This window comes from Actinoplanes sp. NPDC049118 (assembly GCF_040648555.1).
Classification (GTDB): domain Bacteria; phylum Actinomycetota; class Actinomycetes; order Mycobacteriales; family Micromonosporaceae; genus Actinoplanes.
The window spans coordinates 178,084-196,098 of record NZ_JBEZDY010000015.1 but is presented as its reverse complement, the minus strand read 5'-3'; the positions used below and the strand labels follow the sequence as shown (position 1 = coordinate 196,098).

Annotated in this window: 15 protein-coding genes and 1 tRNA gene; all 16 read right to left on the bottom strand. The window is 67.7% G+C overall.

The annotated features are described in order from the left end of the window. Positions 1 to 87 precede the first annotated feature (87 nt). The 16 genes from fusA to AB0B58_RS24680 all read right to left on the bottom strand — a co-directional run bounded on the left by fusA (position 88) and on the right by AB0B58_RS24680 (position 18,013). Positions 88 to 2,184 (bottom strand): elongation factor G, encoded by a 2,097-nt coding sequence (gene fusA, locus AB0B58_RS24755; RefSeq protein ID WP_360227891.1) that lies wholly within the window; start codon positions 2,182 to 2,184, stop codon positions 88 to 90. Between the two features lie 90 nt (positions 2,185 to 2,274). Then, positions 2,275 to 2,745 carry a 30S ribosomal protein S7 gene (gene rpsG, locus AB0B58_RS24750; RefSeq protein WP_106130645.1) on the bottom strand — a complete coding sequence of 157 codons (471 nt, stop codon included), beginning with the start codon at positions 2,743 to 2,745 and terminating at the stop codon, positions 2,275 to 2,277. 1 nt (position 2,746) lies between these two features. Continuing rightward, on the bottom strand, positions 2,747 to 3,121 hold the full coding sequence (gene rpsL, locus AB0B58_RS24745) for a 30S ribosomal protein S12 (RefSeq protein ID WP_014440718.1): 375 nt from the start codon (positions 3,119 to 3,121) through the stop codon (positions 2,747 to 2,749). 389 nt (positions 3,122 to 3,510) lie between these two features. Further along, positions 3,511 to 4,029: a hypothetical protein gene (locus AB0B58_RS24740; RefSeq protein WP_360227887.1), complete on the bottom strand. Its 519-nt coding sequence runs from the start codon at positions 4,027 to 4,029 to the stop codon at positions 3,511 to 3,513. Positions 4,030 to 4,208: 179 nt separating this feature from the next. Further along, on the bottom strand, positions 4,209 to 4,523 hold the full coding sequence (locus AB0B58_RS24735) for a hypothetical protein (RefSeq protein WP_360228085.1): 315 nt from the start codon (positions 4,521 to 4,523) through the stop codon (positions 4,209 to 4,211). Positions 4,524 to 4,636: 113 nt separating this feature from the next. Beyond that, on the bottom strand, positions 4,637 to 8,527 hold the full coding sequence (locus tag AB0B58_RS24730) for a DNA-directed RNA polymerase subunit beta' (protein ID WP_360227884.1): 3,891 nt from the start codon (positions 8,525 to 8,527) through the stop codon (positions 4,637 to 4,639). 89 nt (positions 8,528 to 8,616) lie between these two features. Beyond that, positions 8,617 to 12,057, bottom strand: coding sequence for a DNA-directed RNA polymerase subunit beta (locus AB0B58_RS24725; RefSeq protein WP_360227881.1), 3,441 nt, complete (start codon positions 12,055 to 12,057; stop codon positions 8,617 to 8,619). Between the two features lie 601 nt (positions 12,058 to 12,658). Continuing rightward, on the bottom strand, positions 12,659 to 13,042 hold the full coding sequence (gene rplL / locus AB0B58_RS24720; protein WP_360227878.1) for a 50S ribosomal protein L7/L12: 384 nt from the start codon (positions 13,040 to 13,042) through the stop codon (positions 12,659 to 12,661). Positions 13,043 to 13,100: 58 nt separating this feature from the next. Continuing rightward, on the bottom strand, positions 13,101 to 13,646 hold the full coding sequence (gene rplJ / locus AB0B58_RS24715) for a 50S ribosomal protein L10 (RefSeq protein ID WP_360227875.1): 546 nt from the start codon (positions 13,644 to 13,646) through the stop codon (positions 13,101 to 13,103). Between the two features lie 257 nt (positions 13,647 to 13,903). After that, the gene (locus AB0B58_RS24710) at positions 13,904 to 14,605 is read right to left on the bottom strand and encodes a hypothetical protein (protein WP_360227872.1); all 702 of its coding nucleotides are present in this window, start codon (positions 14,603 to 14,605) and stop codon (positions 13,904 to 13,906) included. Further along, the gene (locus AB0B58_RS24705; protein ID WP_360227869.1) at positions 14,602 to 15,339 is read right to left on the bottom strand and encodes an ATP-binding cassette domain-containing protein; all 738 of its coding nucleotides are present in this window, start codon (positions 15,337 to 15,339) and stop codon (positions 14,602 to 14,604) included. Before AB0B58_RS24705 ends, AB0B58_RS24710 begins: the two co-directional genes overlap by 4 nt. Before the next feature lie 67 nt (positions 15,340 to 15,406). Further along, positions 15,407 to 16,123 carry a 50S ribosomal protein L1 gene (gene rplA / locus AB0B58_RS24700; protein WP_360227866.1) on the bottom strand — a complete coding sequence of 239 codons (717 nt, stop codon included), beginning with the start codon at positions 16,121 to 16,123 and terminating at the stop codon, positions 15,407 to 15,409. Positions 16,124 to 16,188: 65 nt separating this feature from the next. Continuing rightward, on the bottom strand, positions 16,189 to 16,917 hold the full coding sequence (gene nusG, locus AB0B58_RS24695; protein WP_360227863.1) for a transcription termination/antitermination protein NusG: 729 nt from the start codon (positions 16,915 to 16,917) through the stop codon (positions 16,189 to 16,191). A 27-nt stretch (positions 16,918 to 16,944) separates the two neighbouring features. Beyond that, entirely contained in the window at positions 16,945 to 17,319 is a 375-nt protein-coding gene (gene secE / locus AB0B58_RS24690) for a preprotein translocase subunit SecE (RefSeq protein WP_360227860.1), read from the bottom strand. Positions 17,320 to 17,446: 127 nt separating this feature from the next. Beyond that, positions 17,447 to 17,519 (bottom strand) — tRNA-Trp (locus AB0B58_RS24685). 98 nt (positions 17,520 to 17,617) lie between these two features. Beyond that, positions 17,618 to 18,013 (bottom strand): MaoC/PaaZ C-terminal domain-containing protein, encoded by a 396-nt coding sequence (locus AB0B58_RS24680; RefSeq protein ID WP_360227857.1) that lies wholly within the window; start codon positions 18,011 to 18,013, stop codon positions 17,618 to 17,620. Positions 18,014 to 18,015: the final 2 nt, after the last annotated feature.

The following is an 18,015-nucleotide window of genomic DNA, read 5'->3' as shown; positions in this document are numbered from 1 at the left end:
TCGCCCGGCACGCCGATAAGGCGCTCAGGACTCTGTCGACTGCTCGTGCACGTGCGGTTCTCGACGAACCGCACGTGCCTCAACGCGTCAGGCGCCAGTGGCCTTAGCGATGATCTCCTTCGCCACACTCTGCGGAACCTCGGCGTAGGAGTCGAACTGCATGCTGTAGCTCGCCCGGCCCTGAGTCTTCGACCGCAGGTCGCCGACGTAGCCGAACATCTCCGAGAGCGGCACCAGAGCCTTGATGACGCGAGCGCCGGAGCGCTCCTCCATCGACTGGATGATGCCGCGGCGGGAGTTGAGGTCACCGATGACGTCACCCATGTTGTCCTCAGGGGTGGTGACCTCAACGGACATCATCGGCTCGAGGAGTGCGGGGTCGGCCTTGCGGGCCGCCTCCTTCATCACGATCGAGCCGGCGATCTTGAACGCCATTTCCGACGAGTCGACCTCGTGGAACTGGCCGTCCACCAGCGTCAGCTTCACGCCGACCAGCGGGTAGCCGGCGAGGACGCCGTACTGCAGCGAGTCCTGCGCGCCCGCGTCCACCGAGGGGATGTACTCCTTGGGGATACGACCGCCGGACACCGCGTTGACGAACTCGTACGTCGGGCCGTCCGCCGCGAGCGGCAGGGGCTCGACGGTGACGACGACCTTCGCGTACTGGCCCGAGCCACCGGTCTGCTTCTTGTGCACGTAGGTGAGCTTCTCCACCGTGCCGCGGATCGTCTCACGGTACGCCACCTGCGGCTTACCGATGTTCGCCTCGACGTTGAACTCGCGGCGCATGCGGTCCACGAGGATGTCGAGGTGCAGCTCGCCCATGCCGGCGATGACCGTCTGACCGGTCTCCTCGTCGTTGAAGACGCGGAAGGTCGGGTCCTCCTCGGCCAGGCGCTGGATCGCGACGCCCAGCTTCTCCTGGTCGGACTTGGTCTTCGGCTCGATGGCGACCTGGATGACCGGCTCCGGGAAGGTCATCGACTCCAGGATGACCGGGTTCGCCGGGTCGCTGAGCGTGTCGCCGGTGGTGGTCTGCTTGAGACCCTGGACGGCGATGATGTCGCCGGCCTGCGCCGACGGGCGCTCCTCACGCTTGTTCGCGTGCATCTGGTAGATCTTGCCGATCCGCTCCTTGCGGTCCTTGGTGGAGTTGACCACCTGGGAACCGGAGTCGAGCGTTCCGGAGTAGACCCGGACGTAGGTGAGCTTGCCGAGGTGCTTGTCCGTCTGGATCTTGAACGCCAGGCCCGAGAAGGGCTCGTCGTTCGACGGCTTGCGCACGATCGGGGTCTCACCGTCGACGGCCGTACCGTCGATGGCGGGGACGTCCAGCGGCGACGGCAGGAAGTCGACCACGGCGTCGAGCATGGGCTGAACGCCCTTGTTCTTGAACGCCGAGCCGCACAGCACCGGGTTGGCCTTGCTGGCGATCGTGGCGCGCCGGATGGCGGCCTTGATCTCGTCCTGGGAGACCTCTTCGCCTTCGAGGTACTTCTCCATGACGGCGTCGTCGACGTCGGCGAGCGTCTCGATGAGCTTCTCGCGCCACTCGTTCGCGGAGTCGACCAGGTCGGCCGGGATCTCCTCGATCGCGTAGTCCTCACCCTTGGTGGTCTCGCCGCGCCAGGTGAGCGCCCGCATGCCGATCAGGTCGACGACGCCGATGTGGTCGCCCTCGAGCCCGATCGGGATCTGCAGGACGAGCGGCGTGGCGTTGAGCCGGTCGATCATCATCTGCACACAGCGGAAGAAGTCCGCACCGGTCCGGTCGAGCTTGTTGACGAAGCACATCCGGGGAACGCGGTACTTGTCCGCCTGCCGCCAGACGTTCTCCGTCTGGGGCTCCACGCCGGCGACACCGTCGTAGACCGCGACGGCACCGTCGAGCACACGCAGCGACCGCTCGACCTCGACCGTGAAGTCGACGTGGCCGGGCGTGTCGATGATCTGGATCGTGTACCCGTTCCACTCGCACTTCGTGGCGGCGGAGGTGATGGTGATGCCGCGTTCCTGTTCCTGCTCCATCCAGTCCATGACGGCCGCGCCCTCGTGGACTTCACCGATCTTGTACGTGATACCGGTGTAGAACAGGATCCGCTCGGTCGTCGTGGTCTTACCAGCGTCGATGTGCGCCATGATGCCGATGTTGCGTACCTTGGCGAGCGCGTCTGCGGCGGCCACTTCAATCCCTACTTTTCTTCGTCGTCGTCTCTGCAGGACCGGTACGACTGACTGCGGTGGCCCGGCGGGAACCGGGCCGGCAGCGGGGTCTTACCAGCGGTAGTGCGCGAAGGCCTTGTTGGACTCCGCCATCTTGTGGGTGTCCTCGCGTCGCTTGACGGCAGCACCGAGACCGTTGCTGGCGTCGAGCAGCTCGTTCTGCAGGCGCTCGATCATGGTCTTCTCGCGGCGGGCCTTGGAGTACTGGACCAGCCAGCGCAGACCGAGGGTGGTCTGCCGCGGAGTGCGGACCTCGACCGGCACCTGGTAGGTCGCGCCACCGACACGGCGGCTGCGGACCTCGAGGGTCGGCTTGACGTTGTCCATGGCGCGCTTGAGCGTCACCACGGGATCGGTGCCGCTCTTCTCACGGCAGCCCTCGAGGGCGCCGTAGACGATGCGCTCGGCGAGCTGACGCTTGCCCCCGACCAGGATCTTGTTCACCAGCTGGGTGACCAGAGGTGAGTTGTAAACCGGGTCCGGAACCACCGGGTGGCGCGGAGCGGGGCCCTTACGCGGCATGTCAGCTCTTCTCCTTCTTCGCGCCGTAACGGCTGCGGGCCTGCTTGCGGTTGCGGACACCCTGGGTGTCCAGCGAACCGCGGACGATCTTGTAGCGGACGCCCGGGAGGTCCTTAACGCGACCGCCGCGCACGAGCACGATCGAGTGCTCCTGCAGGTTGTGGCCGACGCCCGGGATGTACGCCGTCACCTCGATCTGGCTGCTGAGCTTCACACGAGCGACCTTGCGCAGCGCAGAGTTCGGCTTCTTGGGGGTGGTGGTGTACACGCGCGTGCACACGCCGCGCCGCTGGGGGCTTCCCTTCAGCGCCGGCGTCTTGGTCTTACTCGTCTTCGCCTGGCGGCCCTTTCGGACCAGCTGCTGGATCGTGGGCACCGGGTTTCTCCGCTCCCTTCGGCCGCCCTTATAGCGGCCGCAATGTCTTCGTTTGCGTTGTGCGTCGTGAGACCCCGGTTTGGGTCTCCGACACCCGCGGTCGGGCGTGTCGTCCGGCTCACGGTCCCGCCGCGCGCTTGACACACGCAACGAGTGTTCTGTCTTTGTCAGGGCTGCAACCCTGTCGTGCCACTGCCCCGTCGATTACCACAGACTCGGGCGCACGCACGAGTTGCCCGGGCGAGCCCGGGCACGAGGGGAAAGAGTACCCACCTCAGGGACACAGGTCAAAACGAGCCTGCTTCCCCTGATGGACATCTCCAACTAACAAGTGTACCGGGTGCCTCGGCACGACAGAGCCGCGGTGTCGGATCCGGCACCACGAGGTCTCACGAGGACTGCAACACCACTACCAACAACAGCGTCAGCACCGCGATTCCCAGCCCGGCTCCCCCGCACCAGACCCCCGCCACGGCGATGCCGTTGCCGGTGAAGCGGACCCGGCCCGAGCGCCCGGAGCGGCTGATCAGCCGCCGGGCGACCAGGCCGACACCAACGGCGCCGCCGCCGAGCAGCACGCTCAGCAGGGCGAACGCGCCCGCCACCCAGCCACCCCAGCCGTCCGACGAGCCGGCGATGCCGAAGCAGAGCACCAAGGTGGATACGAGGATCGAGGCGATGCCGGCGATCATCGCGCCCACCGCCAGCCCGGACGTGATCGGCGTGACTCTGAGCTGGACCAGACCGAACCCGGTGCCGGGAACGGGCTCCACCCGCGCCGGCGTCCACAACTCGTTCGACTTCGGCGGCATGACGCCGGGCGCCTGCCCCGGCGGCCCCTGCCCGGACGGTGGCTGTCCGTACGGCGCCGCCGGCGGTGCCGACCACGAACCTGGCTGTTGCGTCACGGACCGTCCCTCTCACCGCTTACCGCTGGATCATCGAGCCTTTCAACCTGGCCTCGGGCCGGCGGCATCCGGGCCGTTGGCGGCCGCCGGGATCTGCCGCCCGGGCCACGTTGAAAAGGCTCATCGAGCATGTCACCCGAACGTGGTCCGGCACAGCCCCGGGGCCCGCTGACGGGCTCTCAGTCGGTGTTCGCGTCGAAGTCCTGCCCACCCGGTGCGCCGGCGAGGTGCAACAGCCCGGCGATCGTCGCCACCACAAGCGCGGTGAGCGCCAGCACGATCCCCACCCAGGCCAGCAGCCGGCCGCGGCGCACCCAGATCATGCCGGTCAGGTAGCCGCCGGCCGAGTAGGCCTGGCGCTCGGCCTGGCGGGCCAGCAGCAACGCGACGGTGGCGGGAATCACGCCGCCGACGAACGCCCCGGTCAGGAACGCCACCAGGCCGAGCGCGAAGACGGCACGCGCCTTGGTCGACGGAGCCGGATCCGGATCCATCGGGTGGCGGGTGGGCACGGCGGTGGCGGGGAGTGTCACCCATCCATCTTAGGAACACCGAAGGGCGGCCGCGCGTGGATGCGCGGCCGCCCTTGCGGTGATACGTGAAACCCTTAGCGGTACGACCCGAAGTCGAAGTCGTCCAGCGGCACAGCCTGCCCGCTGGCCGGCCCGAAGCCGTAGTCGGTCTCGGGGTACCCGGTCATCGAGTACACCTTGGCCTTCGCCTCCTCGGTCGGCTCGACCCGGATGTTGCGGTACTTGCTGATGCCGGTACCGGCCGGGATGAGCTTGCCGATGATGACGTTCTCCTTGAGGCCCACCAGCGAGTCGCTGCGCGAGTTGATCGCAGCGTCGGTGAGCACCCGGGTGGTCTCCTGGAAGGAGGCCGCCGAGAGCCAGGAGTCGGTCGCCAGCGAGGCCTTGGTGATACCCATCAGCACCGGACGACCGGCGGCGGGCTCGCCACCCTCGCCGACGAGCCGGCGGTTCTCCGACTCGAAGAGCGCCCGGTCGACCAGCACGCCCGGCAGGAACTCGGTCGCGCCGGAGTCGATGACCGTCACCCGCTTGAGCATCTGGCGGATGATGATCTCGATGTGCTTGTCGTGGATGAGCACACCCTGCGAGCGGTAGACCTCCTGGACCTCACTGGTCAGGTGGACCTGGACCGCCCGCGGACCCATGATCCGCAGAAGCTCGTGCGGGTCGATGGTGCCCTCGGTGAGCTTCTCGCCGACCGCTACGTGATCGCCGTCGAGCGCCCGGAGCTTGACCCGCTTCGAGATCTTGTCGTAGACGATCTCTTCGCTGCCGTCGTCCGGGATCACGATGATCTTCCGCGACCGCTCGCCGTCCTCGATGCGGATGCGACCCGGGGTGTCGGCGATGGGCGCCTTGCCCTTGGGCACGCGGGCCTCGAAGATCTCCTGCACACGCGGCAGACCCTGGGTGATGTCCTCACCCGCGACACCACCGGTGTGGAAGGTACGCATCGTCAGCTGCGTGCCGGGCTCACCGATGGACTGGGCCGCGATGATGCCGACGGCCTCGCCGATGTCGACCGACTTGCCGGTCGGCAGCGAACGGCCGTAGCAGGCCGCACACACGCCGAGCTTCGACTCGCAGGTCAGGACGCTGCGCACCCGGACCGTCTCCACCCCGGCGGCGACAAGCTTGTCGACCAGGATCGAGTTGAGGTCCTCACCACGCGCAACCGCGATGCTTCCGTCGGGGCCGACGATGTCGTCCGCGATGGTGCGGGCGTGCACGCCGGTCTCGGCGTGCGTGTGCACGACGAGGGTGCCGTCGGGCTCGCGGTCGCTCACCGTCATCGGGATCGCGCGATCGGTGCCGCAGTCCTCTTCACGGATGATGACGTCCTGCGAGACGTCCACCAGACGCCGGGTCAGGTAACCCGAGTCGGCGGTACGCAGCGCGGTGTCGGCCAGACCCTTACGGGCACCGTGCGTGGAGATGAAGTACTCCAGCACGGTCAGACCCTCGCGGTACGACGAGGTGATCGGGCGCGGGATGATCTCGCCCTTGGGGTTGGCCACCAGACCACGGATCGCGGCGATCTGCCGGAGCTGGAGCAGGTTGCCGCGAGCGCCGGAGTTGATCATGACCCAGAGCGGGTTCTCCTGCGGCAGCGCCGTCTCCATCTCCTTCGAGATGTCCTTGGTCGCGTTGGTCCAGATGTCGATGAGCTCGCCGCGACGTTCCTCGGCGGTCATCAGGCCCCGCTGGTACTGCTTGTCGATGCGGTCCGCCTCGCCCTGGTAGCGAGCGATGATCTCCGGCTTGCGCGGAGGACCGATGACGTCGCCCATACCGATCGTCACACCGGACCAGGTGGCCCAGTGGAAGCCGGCCTCCTTGAGCGCGTCCAGGGTCGCCGCCAGGGCGACCTTGGGGAAGCGCTCGGCGAGGTCGTTGACGATCGCGGAGAGCTGACCCTTGCGGATCTCGTAGTTGACGTAGCGGTAGCCCGACGGCAGCGTCTCGTTGAAGAGCACCCGTCCCAGGGTGGTCTCGACGAGCAGCTTGTCGCCCGACTCCCAGCCCTCGGGCTTCGCCCAGGCCGGCTGGTCGCCGCCGTTGTCGACCTCGAGCACCTCCGGCAGGCGGATCTTCACGAGCGCCTGCAGGTGCAGCTCGCCGTTGTCGAACGCCATCCGTGCCTCGGCGTCCGAGCTGAAGACCCGGCCCTCACCCTTCGCACCCTTGGTGAGGTGCGTCAGGTAGTAGAGGCCGATGACCATGTCCTGGGTGGGCATGGTGACCGGCTTGCCGTCGGCCGGCTTGAGGATGTTGTTCGACGAAAGCATCAGGATCCGGGCCTCGGCCTGCGCCTCGGCCGACAGCGGCACGTGCACCGCCATCTGGTCACCGTCGAAGTCGGCGTTGAACGCCGTACAGACGAGCGGGTGGATCTGGATCGCCTTGCCCTCGACCAGCTGCGGCTCGAAGGCCTGGATGCCCAGGCGGTGCAGGGTCGGCGCGCGGTTCAGCAGCACCGGGTGCTCGCTGATGACCTCTTCGAGGACGTCCCACACGACGGCGCGCTGACGCTCGACCATCCGCTTGGCCGACTTGATGTTCTGCGCGTGGTTCAGGTCGACCAGGCGCTTCATCACGAACGGCTTGAACAGCTCCAACGCCATCTGCTTCGGCAGGCCGCACTGGTGCAGCTTGAGCCGGGGGCCGACGACGATGACGGAACGGCCGGAGTAGTCGACACGCTTGCCGAGCAGGTTCTGCCGGAAGCGGCCCTGCTTGCCCTTGAGCATGTCGGACAGCGACTTCAGCGGACGGTTACCCGGGCCGGTGACCGGCCGGCCGCGGCGGCCGTTGTCGAACAGCGCGTCGACGGCCTCCTGCAGCATCCGCTTCTCGTTGTTGACGATGATCTCGGGGGCACCGAGGTCGATCAGTCGCTTGAGCCGGTTGTTGCGGTTGATGACCCGGCGGTACAGGTCGTTCAGGTCGCTGGTCGCGAAGCGGCCACCGTCGAGCTGCACCATCGGGCGCAGGTCCGGCGGGATGACCGGGACGCAGTCCAGCACCATGCCGAGCGGCGAGTTGCGGGTGTTCAGGAACGCGGCGACGACCTTGAGCCGCTTGAGCGCACGGATCTTACGCTGGCCCTTGCCGCTGCGGATGGTCTCGCGCAGCGACTCGGCCTCGGCGTCGAGGTCCATGTTCTCCAGCAGCGCCTTGATCGCCTCGGCGCCCATGCCACCGGTGAAGTACTCCCCGAAACGGTCGCGCAGCTCGCGGTAGAGCAGTTCGTCGGTGACGAGCTGCTTGCTGTCGAGCTTGCGGAAGGTGTCGAGCACCTCGTCGAGCCGGTCGATCTCGCGCTGCGCCTTGTCACGGATCTGGCGCATCTCGCGTTCGCCGGCCTCCTTGACCTTGCGGCGCACGTCGGCCTTGGCACCCTCGGCCTCGAGCTCGGCGAGATCCTGCTCGAGCTTGGCGGCCCGCTTCTCGATCTCGGAGTCGCGGCTGTTCTCGGACTGCCGCTTCTCGGCGAAGATCTCGTTCTCGATGGTGGACATGTCGCGGTGACGCGCCTCGGCGTCAACGCTCGTGATCACGTACGAGGCGAAGTAGATGATCTTCTCGAGATCCTTGGGCGCCAGGTCGAGCAGGTAGCCCAGCCGGCTCGGCACACCCTTGAAGTACCAGATGTGCGTGACCGACGCGGCCAGCTCGATGTGGCCCATGCGCTCACGGCGCACCTTGGACCGGGTCACCTCGACGCCGCAGCGCTCACAGATGATGCCCTTGAACCGAACCCGCTTGTACTTTCCGCAGTAGCACTCCCAGTCCCGCTGAGGACCGAAGATCTTCTCGCAGAAGAGTCCGTCCTTCTCGGGCTTGAGCGTGCGGTAGTTGATCGTCTCGGGCTTCTTGACCTCACCGTGCGACCACTGGCGGATGTCGTCAGCAGTAGCAAGGCCGATGCGCAACTCGTCGAAGAAGTTGACGTCGAGCACTTGGTCTATCCCTCGTGTTTCGTTGCTCGGATATTTTCCAGGCCGGCGGGGGCGTCCCCGGCGATCTCAGATCACCGGGGACGCTTCCGTCAGATCTCTTCGACGCTGCTGACGCCCTCGTTGGGACGCCGCGACAGGTCGATGCCGAGTTCTTCCGCGGCCCGGAAGACCTCGTCGTCGGTCTCACGCATTTCCAGGGCCACGCCGTCGCTGGAGAGCACCTCGACATTCAGGCACAGCGACTGCAGCTCCTTGAGCAGCACCTTGAACGACTCGGGGATTCCCGGCTCCGGGATGTTCTCGCCCTTGACGATGGCCTCGTAGACCTTCACGCGGCCCAGGACGTCGTCGGACTTGATGGTGAGCAGTTCCTGCAGTGCGTAAGCCGCACCGTAGGCCTGCATCGCCCAACACTCCATCTCGCCGAACCGCTGGCCACCGAACTGCGCCTTACCACCCAGCGGCTGCTGCGTGATCATCGAGTACGGGCCGGTCGAGCGAGCGTGGATCTTGTCGTCGACCAGGTGGTTCAGCTTCAGGATGTAGACGTAGCCGACCGAGATCGGGTCCGGCAGCGGTTCACCGGAGCGACCGTCGAAGAGCTGCGCCTTGCCGTCGCCGTTGACCAACCGCTTACCGTCACGGTTGACCACCGTCGACTCGAGGAGGCCCTTGATCTCCTCCTCGCGGGCGCCGTCGAAGACTGGCGTCGCGACGTTGCTGTCCTTCGGAGACTCGTGCGCCTCGATGGCCCGCAGCTGCCGCTTCCAGTCGGCGTCGTCGCCCTCGACCTCCCAGCCCGTCTTGGCGATCCACCCGAGGTGGGTCTCCAGGACCTGGCCGATGTTCATACGCGAGGGCACACCGAGCGGGTTGAGCACGATGTCGACCGGCGTCCCGTCCTCGAGGAACGGCATGTCCTCGATGGGCAGGATCTTCGAGATGACGCCCTTGTTGCCGTGCCGGCCGGCGAGCTTGTCGCCGTCCTGGATCTTGCGCTTCTGCGCGACGTAGACCCGTACCAGCTCGTTCACGCCCGGGGGCAGCTCGTCGCCGTCCTCGCGCGAGAAGGTGCGTACGCCGATGACCGTGCCGGTCTCGCCGTGCGGCACCTTCAGCGAGGTGTCCCGGACCTCCCGGGCCTTCTCGCCGAAGATCGCGCGCAGCAGCCGCTCCTCGGGGGTCAGCTCGGTCTCGCCCTTGGGCGTCACCTTGCCGACCAGGATGTCGCCGGGCACGACCTCGGCACCGATCCGGATGATGCCGCGCTCGTCCAGGTCGGCGAGCATTTCCTCGCTGACGTTGGGGATGTCGCGGGTGATCTCTTCCGGGCCGAGCTTGGTGTCGCGGGCGTCGACCTCGTGCTCCTCGATGTGGATCGAGGTGAGGACGTCCTGCTGCACGAGGCGCTGCGACAGGATGATCGCGTCCTCGTAGTTGTGGCCTTCCCAGCACATGAACGCGACGAGCAGGTTCCGGCCGAGGGCCATCTCCCCCTCGTCGGTGCACGGACCGTCGGCGATGACCTGGCCTGCCTCGACCCGGTCGCCCTCGAAGACGACGGGCTTCTGGTTGACGCAGGAGCCGGCGTTGCTGCGACGGAACTTGTGCAGCAGGTAGGTCCGGCGGTGGCCGTCGTCCTGGTGCACCGTCACGTAGTCGGCGCACAGGTCCTCGACCAGGCCGCCGACCTCGGCCACGACCACGTCGCCGGCGTCGACCGCGGCACGGTATTCCATGCCCGTACCGACCAGCGGGGCCTCGGCCTTGACCAGCGGAACCGCCTGACGCTGCATGTTGGCGCCCATGAGGGCGCGGTTCGCGTCGTCGTGCTCGAGGAACGGGATCATCGCCGTCGCGACCGAGGTCATCTGCCGCGGCGAGACGTCCATGTAGTCGACCTGCTCGCCGGGGACGTAGTCGATCTCGCCGCCCTTACGGCGGACGAGAACGCGGTCCTCGGCGTACGTGCCGTCGCTCTTGAGCGGCGCGTTGGCCTGTGCCTTGACGAACCGGTCCTCTTCGTCGGCCGTCAGGTAGTCGACCTGGTCGGTGACCCGGCCGTTCTCCACCCGCCGGTACGGCGTCTCGATGAACCCGAACGGGTTGACCCGGGCGAACGTCGAAAGGGCACCGATCAGGCCGATGTTCGGGCCTTCCGGCGTCTCGATCGGGCACATCCGGCCATAGTGGGACGTGTGCACGTCACGGACCTCGAAGCCGGCCCGCTCACGGGACAGGCCGCCGGGGCCGAGCGCGCTCAGCCGCCGCCGGTGGGTCAGGCCCGCCAGCGGGTTGGTCTGGTCCATGAACTGCGACAGCTGCGACGTACCGAAGAACTCCTTGATCGCGGCCACCACGGGGCGGATGTTGATCAGGGTCTGCGGCGTGATCGCCTCGACGTCCTGGGTCGTCATGCGCTCACGGACGACGCGCTCCATCCGGGACAGGCCGACGCGCACCTGGTTCTGGATGAGCTCGCCGACAGTGCGCAGGCGACGGTTGCCGAAGTGGTCGATGTCGTCGGCCTCGTAGCCCTCCTCACCGGCGTGCAGCCGGCAGAGGTAGTCCACGGTCTTGACGATGTCTTCCTCGGTCAACGTGCCCCGGACGATCGGGACGTCGATGTCGAGCTTCTTGTTGAACTTGTAACGGCCGACCTTGGCGACGTCGTACCTCTTCGGGTTGAAGAAGAGGTTGTCGAGCAGGGTCTGCGCGTTCTCCCGCGTCGGCGGCTCGCCAGGGCGGAGCTTGCGGTAGATGTCGAGCAGGGCCTCGTCCTGCCCGGCGATGTGGTCCTTCTCGAGCGTCGTCATGAGCAGCTCGGACCAGCCGAACCGCTCCCGGATCTGATCCGCCGACCAACCGATCGCCTTGAGCAGGACGGTGACGGCCTGCCGGCGCTTGCGGTCGATGCGGACACCGACGGTGTCACGCTTGTCGATATCGAACTCGAGCCAGGCACCCCGGCTCGGGATGACCTTGACGCTGGAAAGGTCGCGGTCGGAGGTCTTGTCCGGCTCCTTCGTGAAGTACACGCCCGGCGAACGGACGAGCTGACTCACCACGACGCGCTCAGTGCCGTTGATGACGAACGTCCCCTTGGGGGTCATCATCGGGAAGTCACCCATGAACACCGTCTGGCTCTTGATCTCGCCAGTGGTGTTGTTGGTGAACTCCGCGGTCACGAACAGCGGTGCGCAGTAGGTCAGGTCCTTCTCCTTGCACTCCTCGATCGAGGCCTTGACCTCGTCGAAGCGCGGCGCTGAGAAGGACAGCGACATGGTGCCGGAAAAGTCCTCAATGGGACTGATCTCTTCGAGGATCTCTGCGAGGCCCGAGTGGGCGTGCGGATCGTCCGTCGAGCGCGCTTGCCAAGCCTCGTTCCCGACCAACCAGTCGAAGGACTCCGTCTGGAGGGCGAGGAGGTTTGGGACCTCAAGTTGCTCGGTGATCCTGCCGAACGAGATACGGCGGGGAGCGTAAGCGCTCGACGTACGACTGGTCTTCGCAGGGCGGGAAGCTGCCAAGATGCGTCCTTCCGAGGACCGGTGCTGCTGATGCGGCTGAGCTGCTGATGCAACTGTCTGCGTCACTTGTCTGCGTGCACTCCAATGAACCCCCAGGAAATCATCCGAATGGATATTCCTGCAGGGCTCAAGACAGAAGGCAGCGCAAACTAGCAGTGTAGCCGCTCGGCTAACCGCTGTCCAGCCCACACCAGAGGGTGCCTGCGGAACGCATCCCCGCGGCCTCTGACCTGCGCCTCCACGGTCAGTGCCTCGTGCGGGGCCGCTCGGAACGCGGCTACTCTCCCTCGGGTGCCGATCTGCGAGGACCCGAAGAATCGGGTGTACCCGCAGGGCGGCTGTCGCAAGCGCGGAAACTTGCTGATGTCAGCGTGCCTGTCACGGGACACACAGTCAAGGGCTGCGCCGCGGGTCGGTCCTGCGCCGTCGCCCGGCGGGCGCGCCAAAGCGACTTTAGCGGACGAAAAGCGGGCGATGGCGGCTTTTGTCCGTCGACCTTCAGACGGCCGGTGAAACCGCCCCTGACCTGCTGATTCCATCGAAACGGAAACGGGGGCGACGGTCCACACGGACCGTCACCCCCGACACACGAAGCCTTAGATCACTTAAGCGTGACTTTCGCGCCTTCGCCCTCGAGCTTGGCCTTGGCGGCCTCGGCCTTCTCCTTGTTGACACCCTCGAGGATCGCCTTGGGGGCGGCCTCGACGGCGTCCTTGGCCTCCTTGAGGCCCAGGCCGGTCAGCTCACGCACGACCTTGATGACCTGGATCTTCTTGCCACCGTCACCCTCGAGGACGACGTCGAACGAGTCCTTCTCGGCCTCGGCCTCGGCGGGGGCCGCAGCGCCACCGGCGGCCGCGACGGCCACCGGCGCGGCGGCCGTGACCTCGAAGACCTCCTCGAACTGCTTCACGAACTCGGAGAGCTCGATGAGGGTCATTTCCTTGAACGCGCCGAGCAGCTCGTCGGTGCTGAGCTTCGCCATGTCTGGCAACCTTTCGTTGTTCCTGTGGATTGAAAGTCAAACTCCGCTCGTGGCCCGATCAGGCCTCGGCGGAACCGTCCTGTGCGCGCTTGTCCTGCAGAGCCGCGGCCAGGCGAGCAACCTTGGCGAGCGGGGCCTGGAACGTCGCCGCCGCCTTGGTCAGGTTGCCCTTCATGGCGCCGGCGAGCTTCGCCAGCAGCACCTCGCGGGACTCGAGGTCGGCGATCTTGCTGACCTCTTCGGCCGAGACGGCCTTGCCCTCGAAGACGCCGCCCTTGATGACCAGGACAGGGTGGGCCTTGGCGAAGGCACGAAGGCCCTTGGCCGCCTCGACCGGGTCCCCGCCCACGAAGGCGAGCGCGGTAGGACCGGTGAACAGCGCGTCGAGGCCCTCGATGCCCGCGTCGGTCGCAGCCCGCTTGGCGAGCGTGTTCTTCGACACGGAGTACTTGGTCTCGTTGCCGAGCGAGCGCCGCAGCTCGGTGATCTCCGAGACCGTGAGGCCGCGATACTCGGTCAACAGGGTGGCCGTCGAGTTACGGAAGTTGTCCGTGAGCTCGGCGACGGCAGAGGCCTTGTCGGCCCGGACCGGCTTGTCCGCCATGTCCCTCCTCTCTCAGTGCTGGGCCGCCGGTCGTCTGACAGGCCCGAACATGAGAAACGCCCCGGCGCAGGACGCACGGGGCGGGACACGGACACCTTGCGGCGTCGGCGTGATCACGAACCGTTCTCCCCTGCGCGGGCCGCCCGCAAGTTGCGAGGCCTTCGTCCGCGACCCGTGAGGGTGCGGCGACCAGCGGTCTATGGGTGGAACTTCAAAGAGGAAGAATACGCGGCCGAACACCCGAAGCCAAATCGGCGTCAGGAGCGGCTCTTGCGCAGCCGGGCGTACCCGGCGAGCGCCACCGCGCACCACGCCAGCGCCCAGCCGCTGAGCAGCCACAACGCGAAGGCGGACGGCGAGGAGTCGGCCGCCAGCGCCCGGGCGGTGGCCATCACCGGGGGAACCAGCCACGGCGCGAACGAGCCGCCGAGGCCGAGGACGATCACCAGGACCGCGCCGACGACCAGCACCGTGATCCCGTTACGGACGGTACGCGTCACCGCGCGGCTGGCCAGCGCGCCCAGCGCCACCGCGGCGGGCAGCGCCAGCAGATGCGCCAGCACCCCGAGCGCGATGCCGGCCGCCGTCGACGGCTCGGCGGAGCCCGGGAGCGGACCGCGGACCGCGTGGAACGGCCACCAGGGCACCAGCATGGCGACGGCGCAGAAGACCGCTCCGAGTACCGCGGCGGCCAGCAGCCCGGCGCACGCCTCCCGGCGGGGCCCGACCGTCAGCCGGGCCAGCCGGCGCTGCACGTCCGGCTCCGCGTCCAGCACCAGCTTGGCCTGCCAGGCGAGCACCGGGAAGAGCATCACGGCGGAGTAGCCGTACGCCGGGGCGGCCGCGGACTGCCCACCGCCGTGCACGACCGCGAGGACCACCAGGGCGGCGATCACCGGCGCCAGGGCACGCCCGCTGCGTACGAACCCCGCGAGGCGCATCAGGACGAGCGCGTTCACCGTGCCCGCTCCGCGCGTACGCCGAGGACGCGGTGACCGTCGGCACGCAGCCGGGCCATCGTGTGGTCGGCGTCCGTCCGGCGGACGGCGACCTCGACGACCACCTCGTCGGGTTCCTCCCGCGGCTCGTCCCCCGCCGGCGTCACCGTGCCGTCGGCGACCGTCCAGCGGATCGCGTGCGGCAGGCCGGCGATCTCGCCGCGGTGGTCGCTGACCAGCACCGCGCCGCCGGCGGCGGTGACCTCGCCGACGACCTGCGGTATCAGCGTGCGGGCCGCCGAGTCGAGGCCCTCCCACGGCTCGTCGAGCACCAGCAGGCCCGGGGTGACGAGCAGCGCCTGTGCGAGGCCGACCTTCTGTGCGGTGCCCTTGGAGAGGTCGGCCAGGCGGGTGTAACGGTGCTCGCCGAGGCCGAGGCGCTCGATCCAGCGGTCGGTTGCGGCGCCGCCGCGCAGGCCGCGCAGGGCGGCCATGCGGGTCAGATACTGCTCCGTCGTGAACGGCTGATCGGCCGGGAAACGCTCCGGGACCCAGCCGACGACCGGCGGGCGCCCCCGGACCGCCCCGTGCACCGGGCGCAGCACGCCGGCGGCCAGCTGCAACAGGGTGGACTTGCCGGCGCTGTTGCGGCCCAGCACGACCACCGTGGCGCCGGGCTCGACGGTGGCGTCCACCGTCCGCAGCGTCCAGCCCGCGCGGCGCGCGTACCGGAACCAGACGTCGTCGAATCGCACGGCGGAAGCCTCGCACAGAAGAAGCCCCCGGGGTGTACCCCGGGGGCTTCCTACGTGTGGCTGACGATCAGTTGTCGGACTTCTCGCCGCGCAGGTTCTTCACCATGTTCGGGTCGATCTGCACGCCGGGGCCCATCGTGGTGCTGACGGTGACCTTCTTCAGGTACTTGCCCTTGGCGGCCGACGGCTTGGCCCGCAGGACCTCGTCGAGCACGGCGGCGTAGTTCTCCACCAGCTGGTCCTCGCTGAACGAGGCCTTGCCGATGATCAGGTGCAGGTTGGAGTGCTTGTCCACCCGGAAGGTGATCTTGCCGCCCTTGATGTCCGAGACGGCCTTGGTCACGTCCATGGTGACGGTGCCCGTCTTCGGGTTCGGCATGAGGCCGCGGGGGCCGAGGATCCGGGCGATCCGGCCGATCTTGGCCATCTGGTCCGGGGTGGCGATCGCGGCGTCGAAGTCGAGCCAGCCACCCTGGATGCGGGCGACGAGCTCGTCCGTGCCGACCTCGTCGGCGCCGGCCGCGGCGGCCTCCTCGGCCTTGGCGCCCTGCGCGAAGACGATCACGCGGGCCGTCTTGCCGGTGCCGTGCGGCAGGTTGACCACGCCGCGGACCATCTGGTCGGCCTTGCGGGGGTCGACGCCGAGCCGCATCGCGACCTCGACGGTGGCGTCGAACTTGGTGGGGCTGGTGTCCTTGGCCAGCTTCACGGCCTCGGCGGGCTCGTAGAGCTTCGCGACGTCGATCTGCTCGGCGGCCTTGCGGTAAGCCTTGCTGCGCTGCATTTCTCTCTTACTCCTGTGGTAGATGGCGGGGCGCGCCGTTCGCGCCCCTCCCACGACGTACGTCTTTAGATCTTGGCGACCTGGTTGAAGTTGAGCTCAACCGGAGTCTCGCGGCCGAAGATGGAGACCAGCACCTTGAGCTTCTGCTGGTCGGCGTTGATCTCACTGATCGACGCCGGCAGCGACGCGAAGGCACCGTCGGTGACGGTGACGGAGTCGCCGACCTCGAAGTCCAGCACGCGAATCTCGGGCTTCGCCTTCTTCTCCTCGGCCTCGACGGCCGGGGCCAGCCACTTCAGCACCTCGTCGAGCGACAGCGGCGCCGGGCGGTCGACCCGGTCCGTGGCGCCCACGAAGCCCGTGACACCCGGCGTGTTGCGCACGCACGAGTACGACTCGGGGCTGAGGTCCATCCGGACCAGGATGTAGCCGGGGAAGACCTTGTTCTGCACCTGGAGGCGCTTGCCGTTCTTGACCTCGACCTCTTCGCGGGTCGGCACCTCGACCTGGAAGATGAAGTCCTCCATGTCGAGGCTGGTGATCCGGGTCTCGAGGTTGGTCTTGACCTTGTTCTCGTAGCCGGCGTACGAGTGCACCACGTACCAGTCGCCCGGTGCGTAGCGCAGCTTCTGCCGCAGCTCGGCGACCGGGTCGTAGTTGTCGTCAGCCTCGGGGGCCTCCGCCTCGGCGACGGGCTCTGCGCTGGCGGCCTCTACCGACTCGGCGTCATCCGCCGTCGCGACCGTGGACTGCTCGTCGGCGGTCGGGGCGGTCTCGTCGTCGTACTCAGGCACGCTTGCTCACTTCCGTAGCTATCAGCTTCAGTTGCCGAACGTCGCCAGAACGGCCTTGCCGAACGCGAAGTCGAGCGTCACCACGATCGTCGTCACCACGGTGACGAACACGACCACCACGCTCGTGTAGGTCAGCAGTTCCTTGCGGGTCGGCCAGATGACCTTACGCAGCTCGCTGACGACCTCGCGGAAGAAACCGCCGATGCGGTTGCCACCGCGGCGGGTCGTCTTCGTCGTCTTCGAACCGCCCGAGTCGGCTTCGCGGTCGGCCTTGTCGCCGCCGCTGGTCACCGGCTCGTCGGCTGCATCGACGTCGTCGTCCTGGACGTCACCGTCGGTGAACGCCTCGTCCTCGGGGCGGTCGCCTGCAGCGTCGTCACCGGGTCGCTTCCTCTCGGCCACTTCCGCCCTCTTCCGTCGTCGATAGGGGTGTCGCATCGGCGCTGTATGCGGCGCTCGGTCAAGCCGGCCGCCCGCCGCCGGGCGGACCGGCCGTTTGGCCGGTCCGGATACTGGGCCGATCGGTGCGCAGGGGTGACAGGACTTGAACCTGCAGCCTGCGGTTTTGGAGACCGCTGCTCTGCCAATTGAGCTACACCCCTTTGTGGGGCGCTCCTGCCCGTCGCAGCGCGAAAGGCAGGGTTCACTACCCCACGGCGGACCAGTGTACGGGTAGGTCCGCCGCTTTCCCAACCCGGGCCTACCTCTTACGGATGGTCGCCCTCGCGAGTGACAGGACCTTCTCGCCGTTGCAGGTCGCGGTCAGTTCGAGCTTGGTGAGGCCGTCGTCGGTGACCTCCTTGACCACACCGGTCACCACGACCTCAGTGCCCTCGTCGGTGTCCGGCACCGGGACCGGGCGGGAGAACCGCACGCCGAACTCGACCACGGCGTCCGGCGCACCGGCCCAGGCGGAGACCGCGCGGCCGGCCAGGGCCATCGTGTACATCCCGTGTGCGATCACGCCGGGCAGGCCGACGCTGTTCGCGATCCGCTCGCTCCAGTGGATCGTGTTGAAGTCGCCGGAGGCGCCGCAGTAGCGGATCAGGTCGGCCCGGGTGACGGTGAACGTCTGGGTGGGCAGTGTCTCGGCCATGA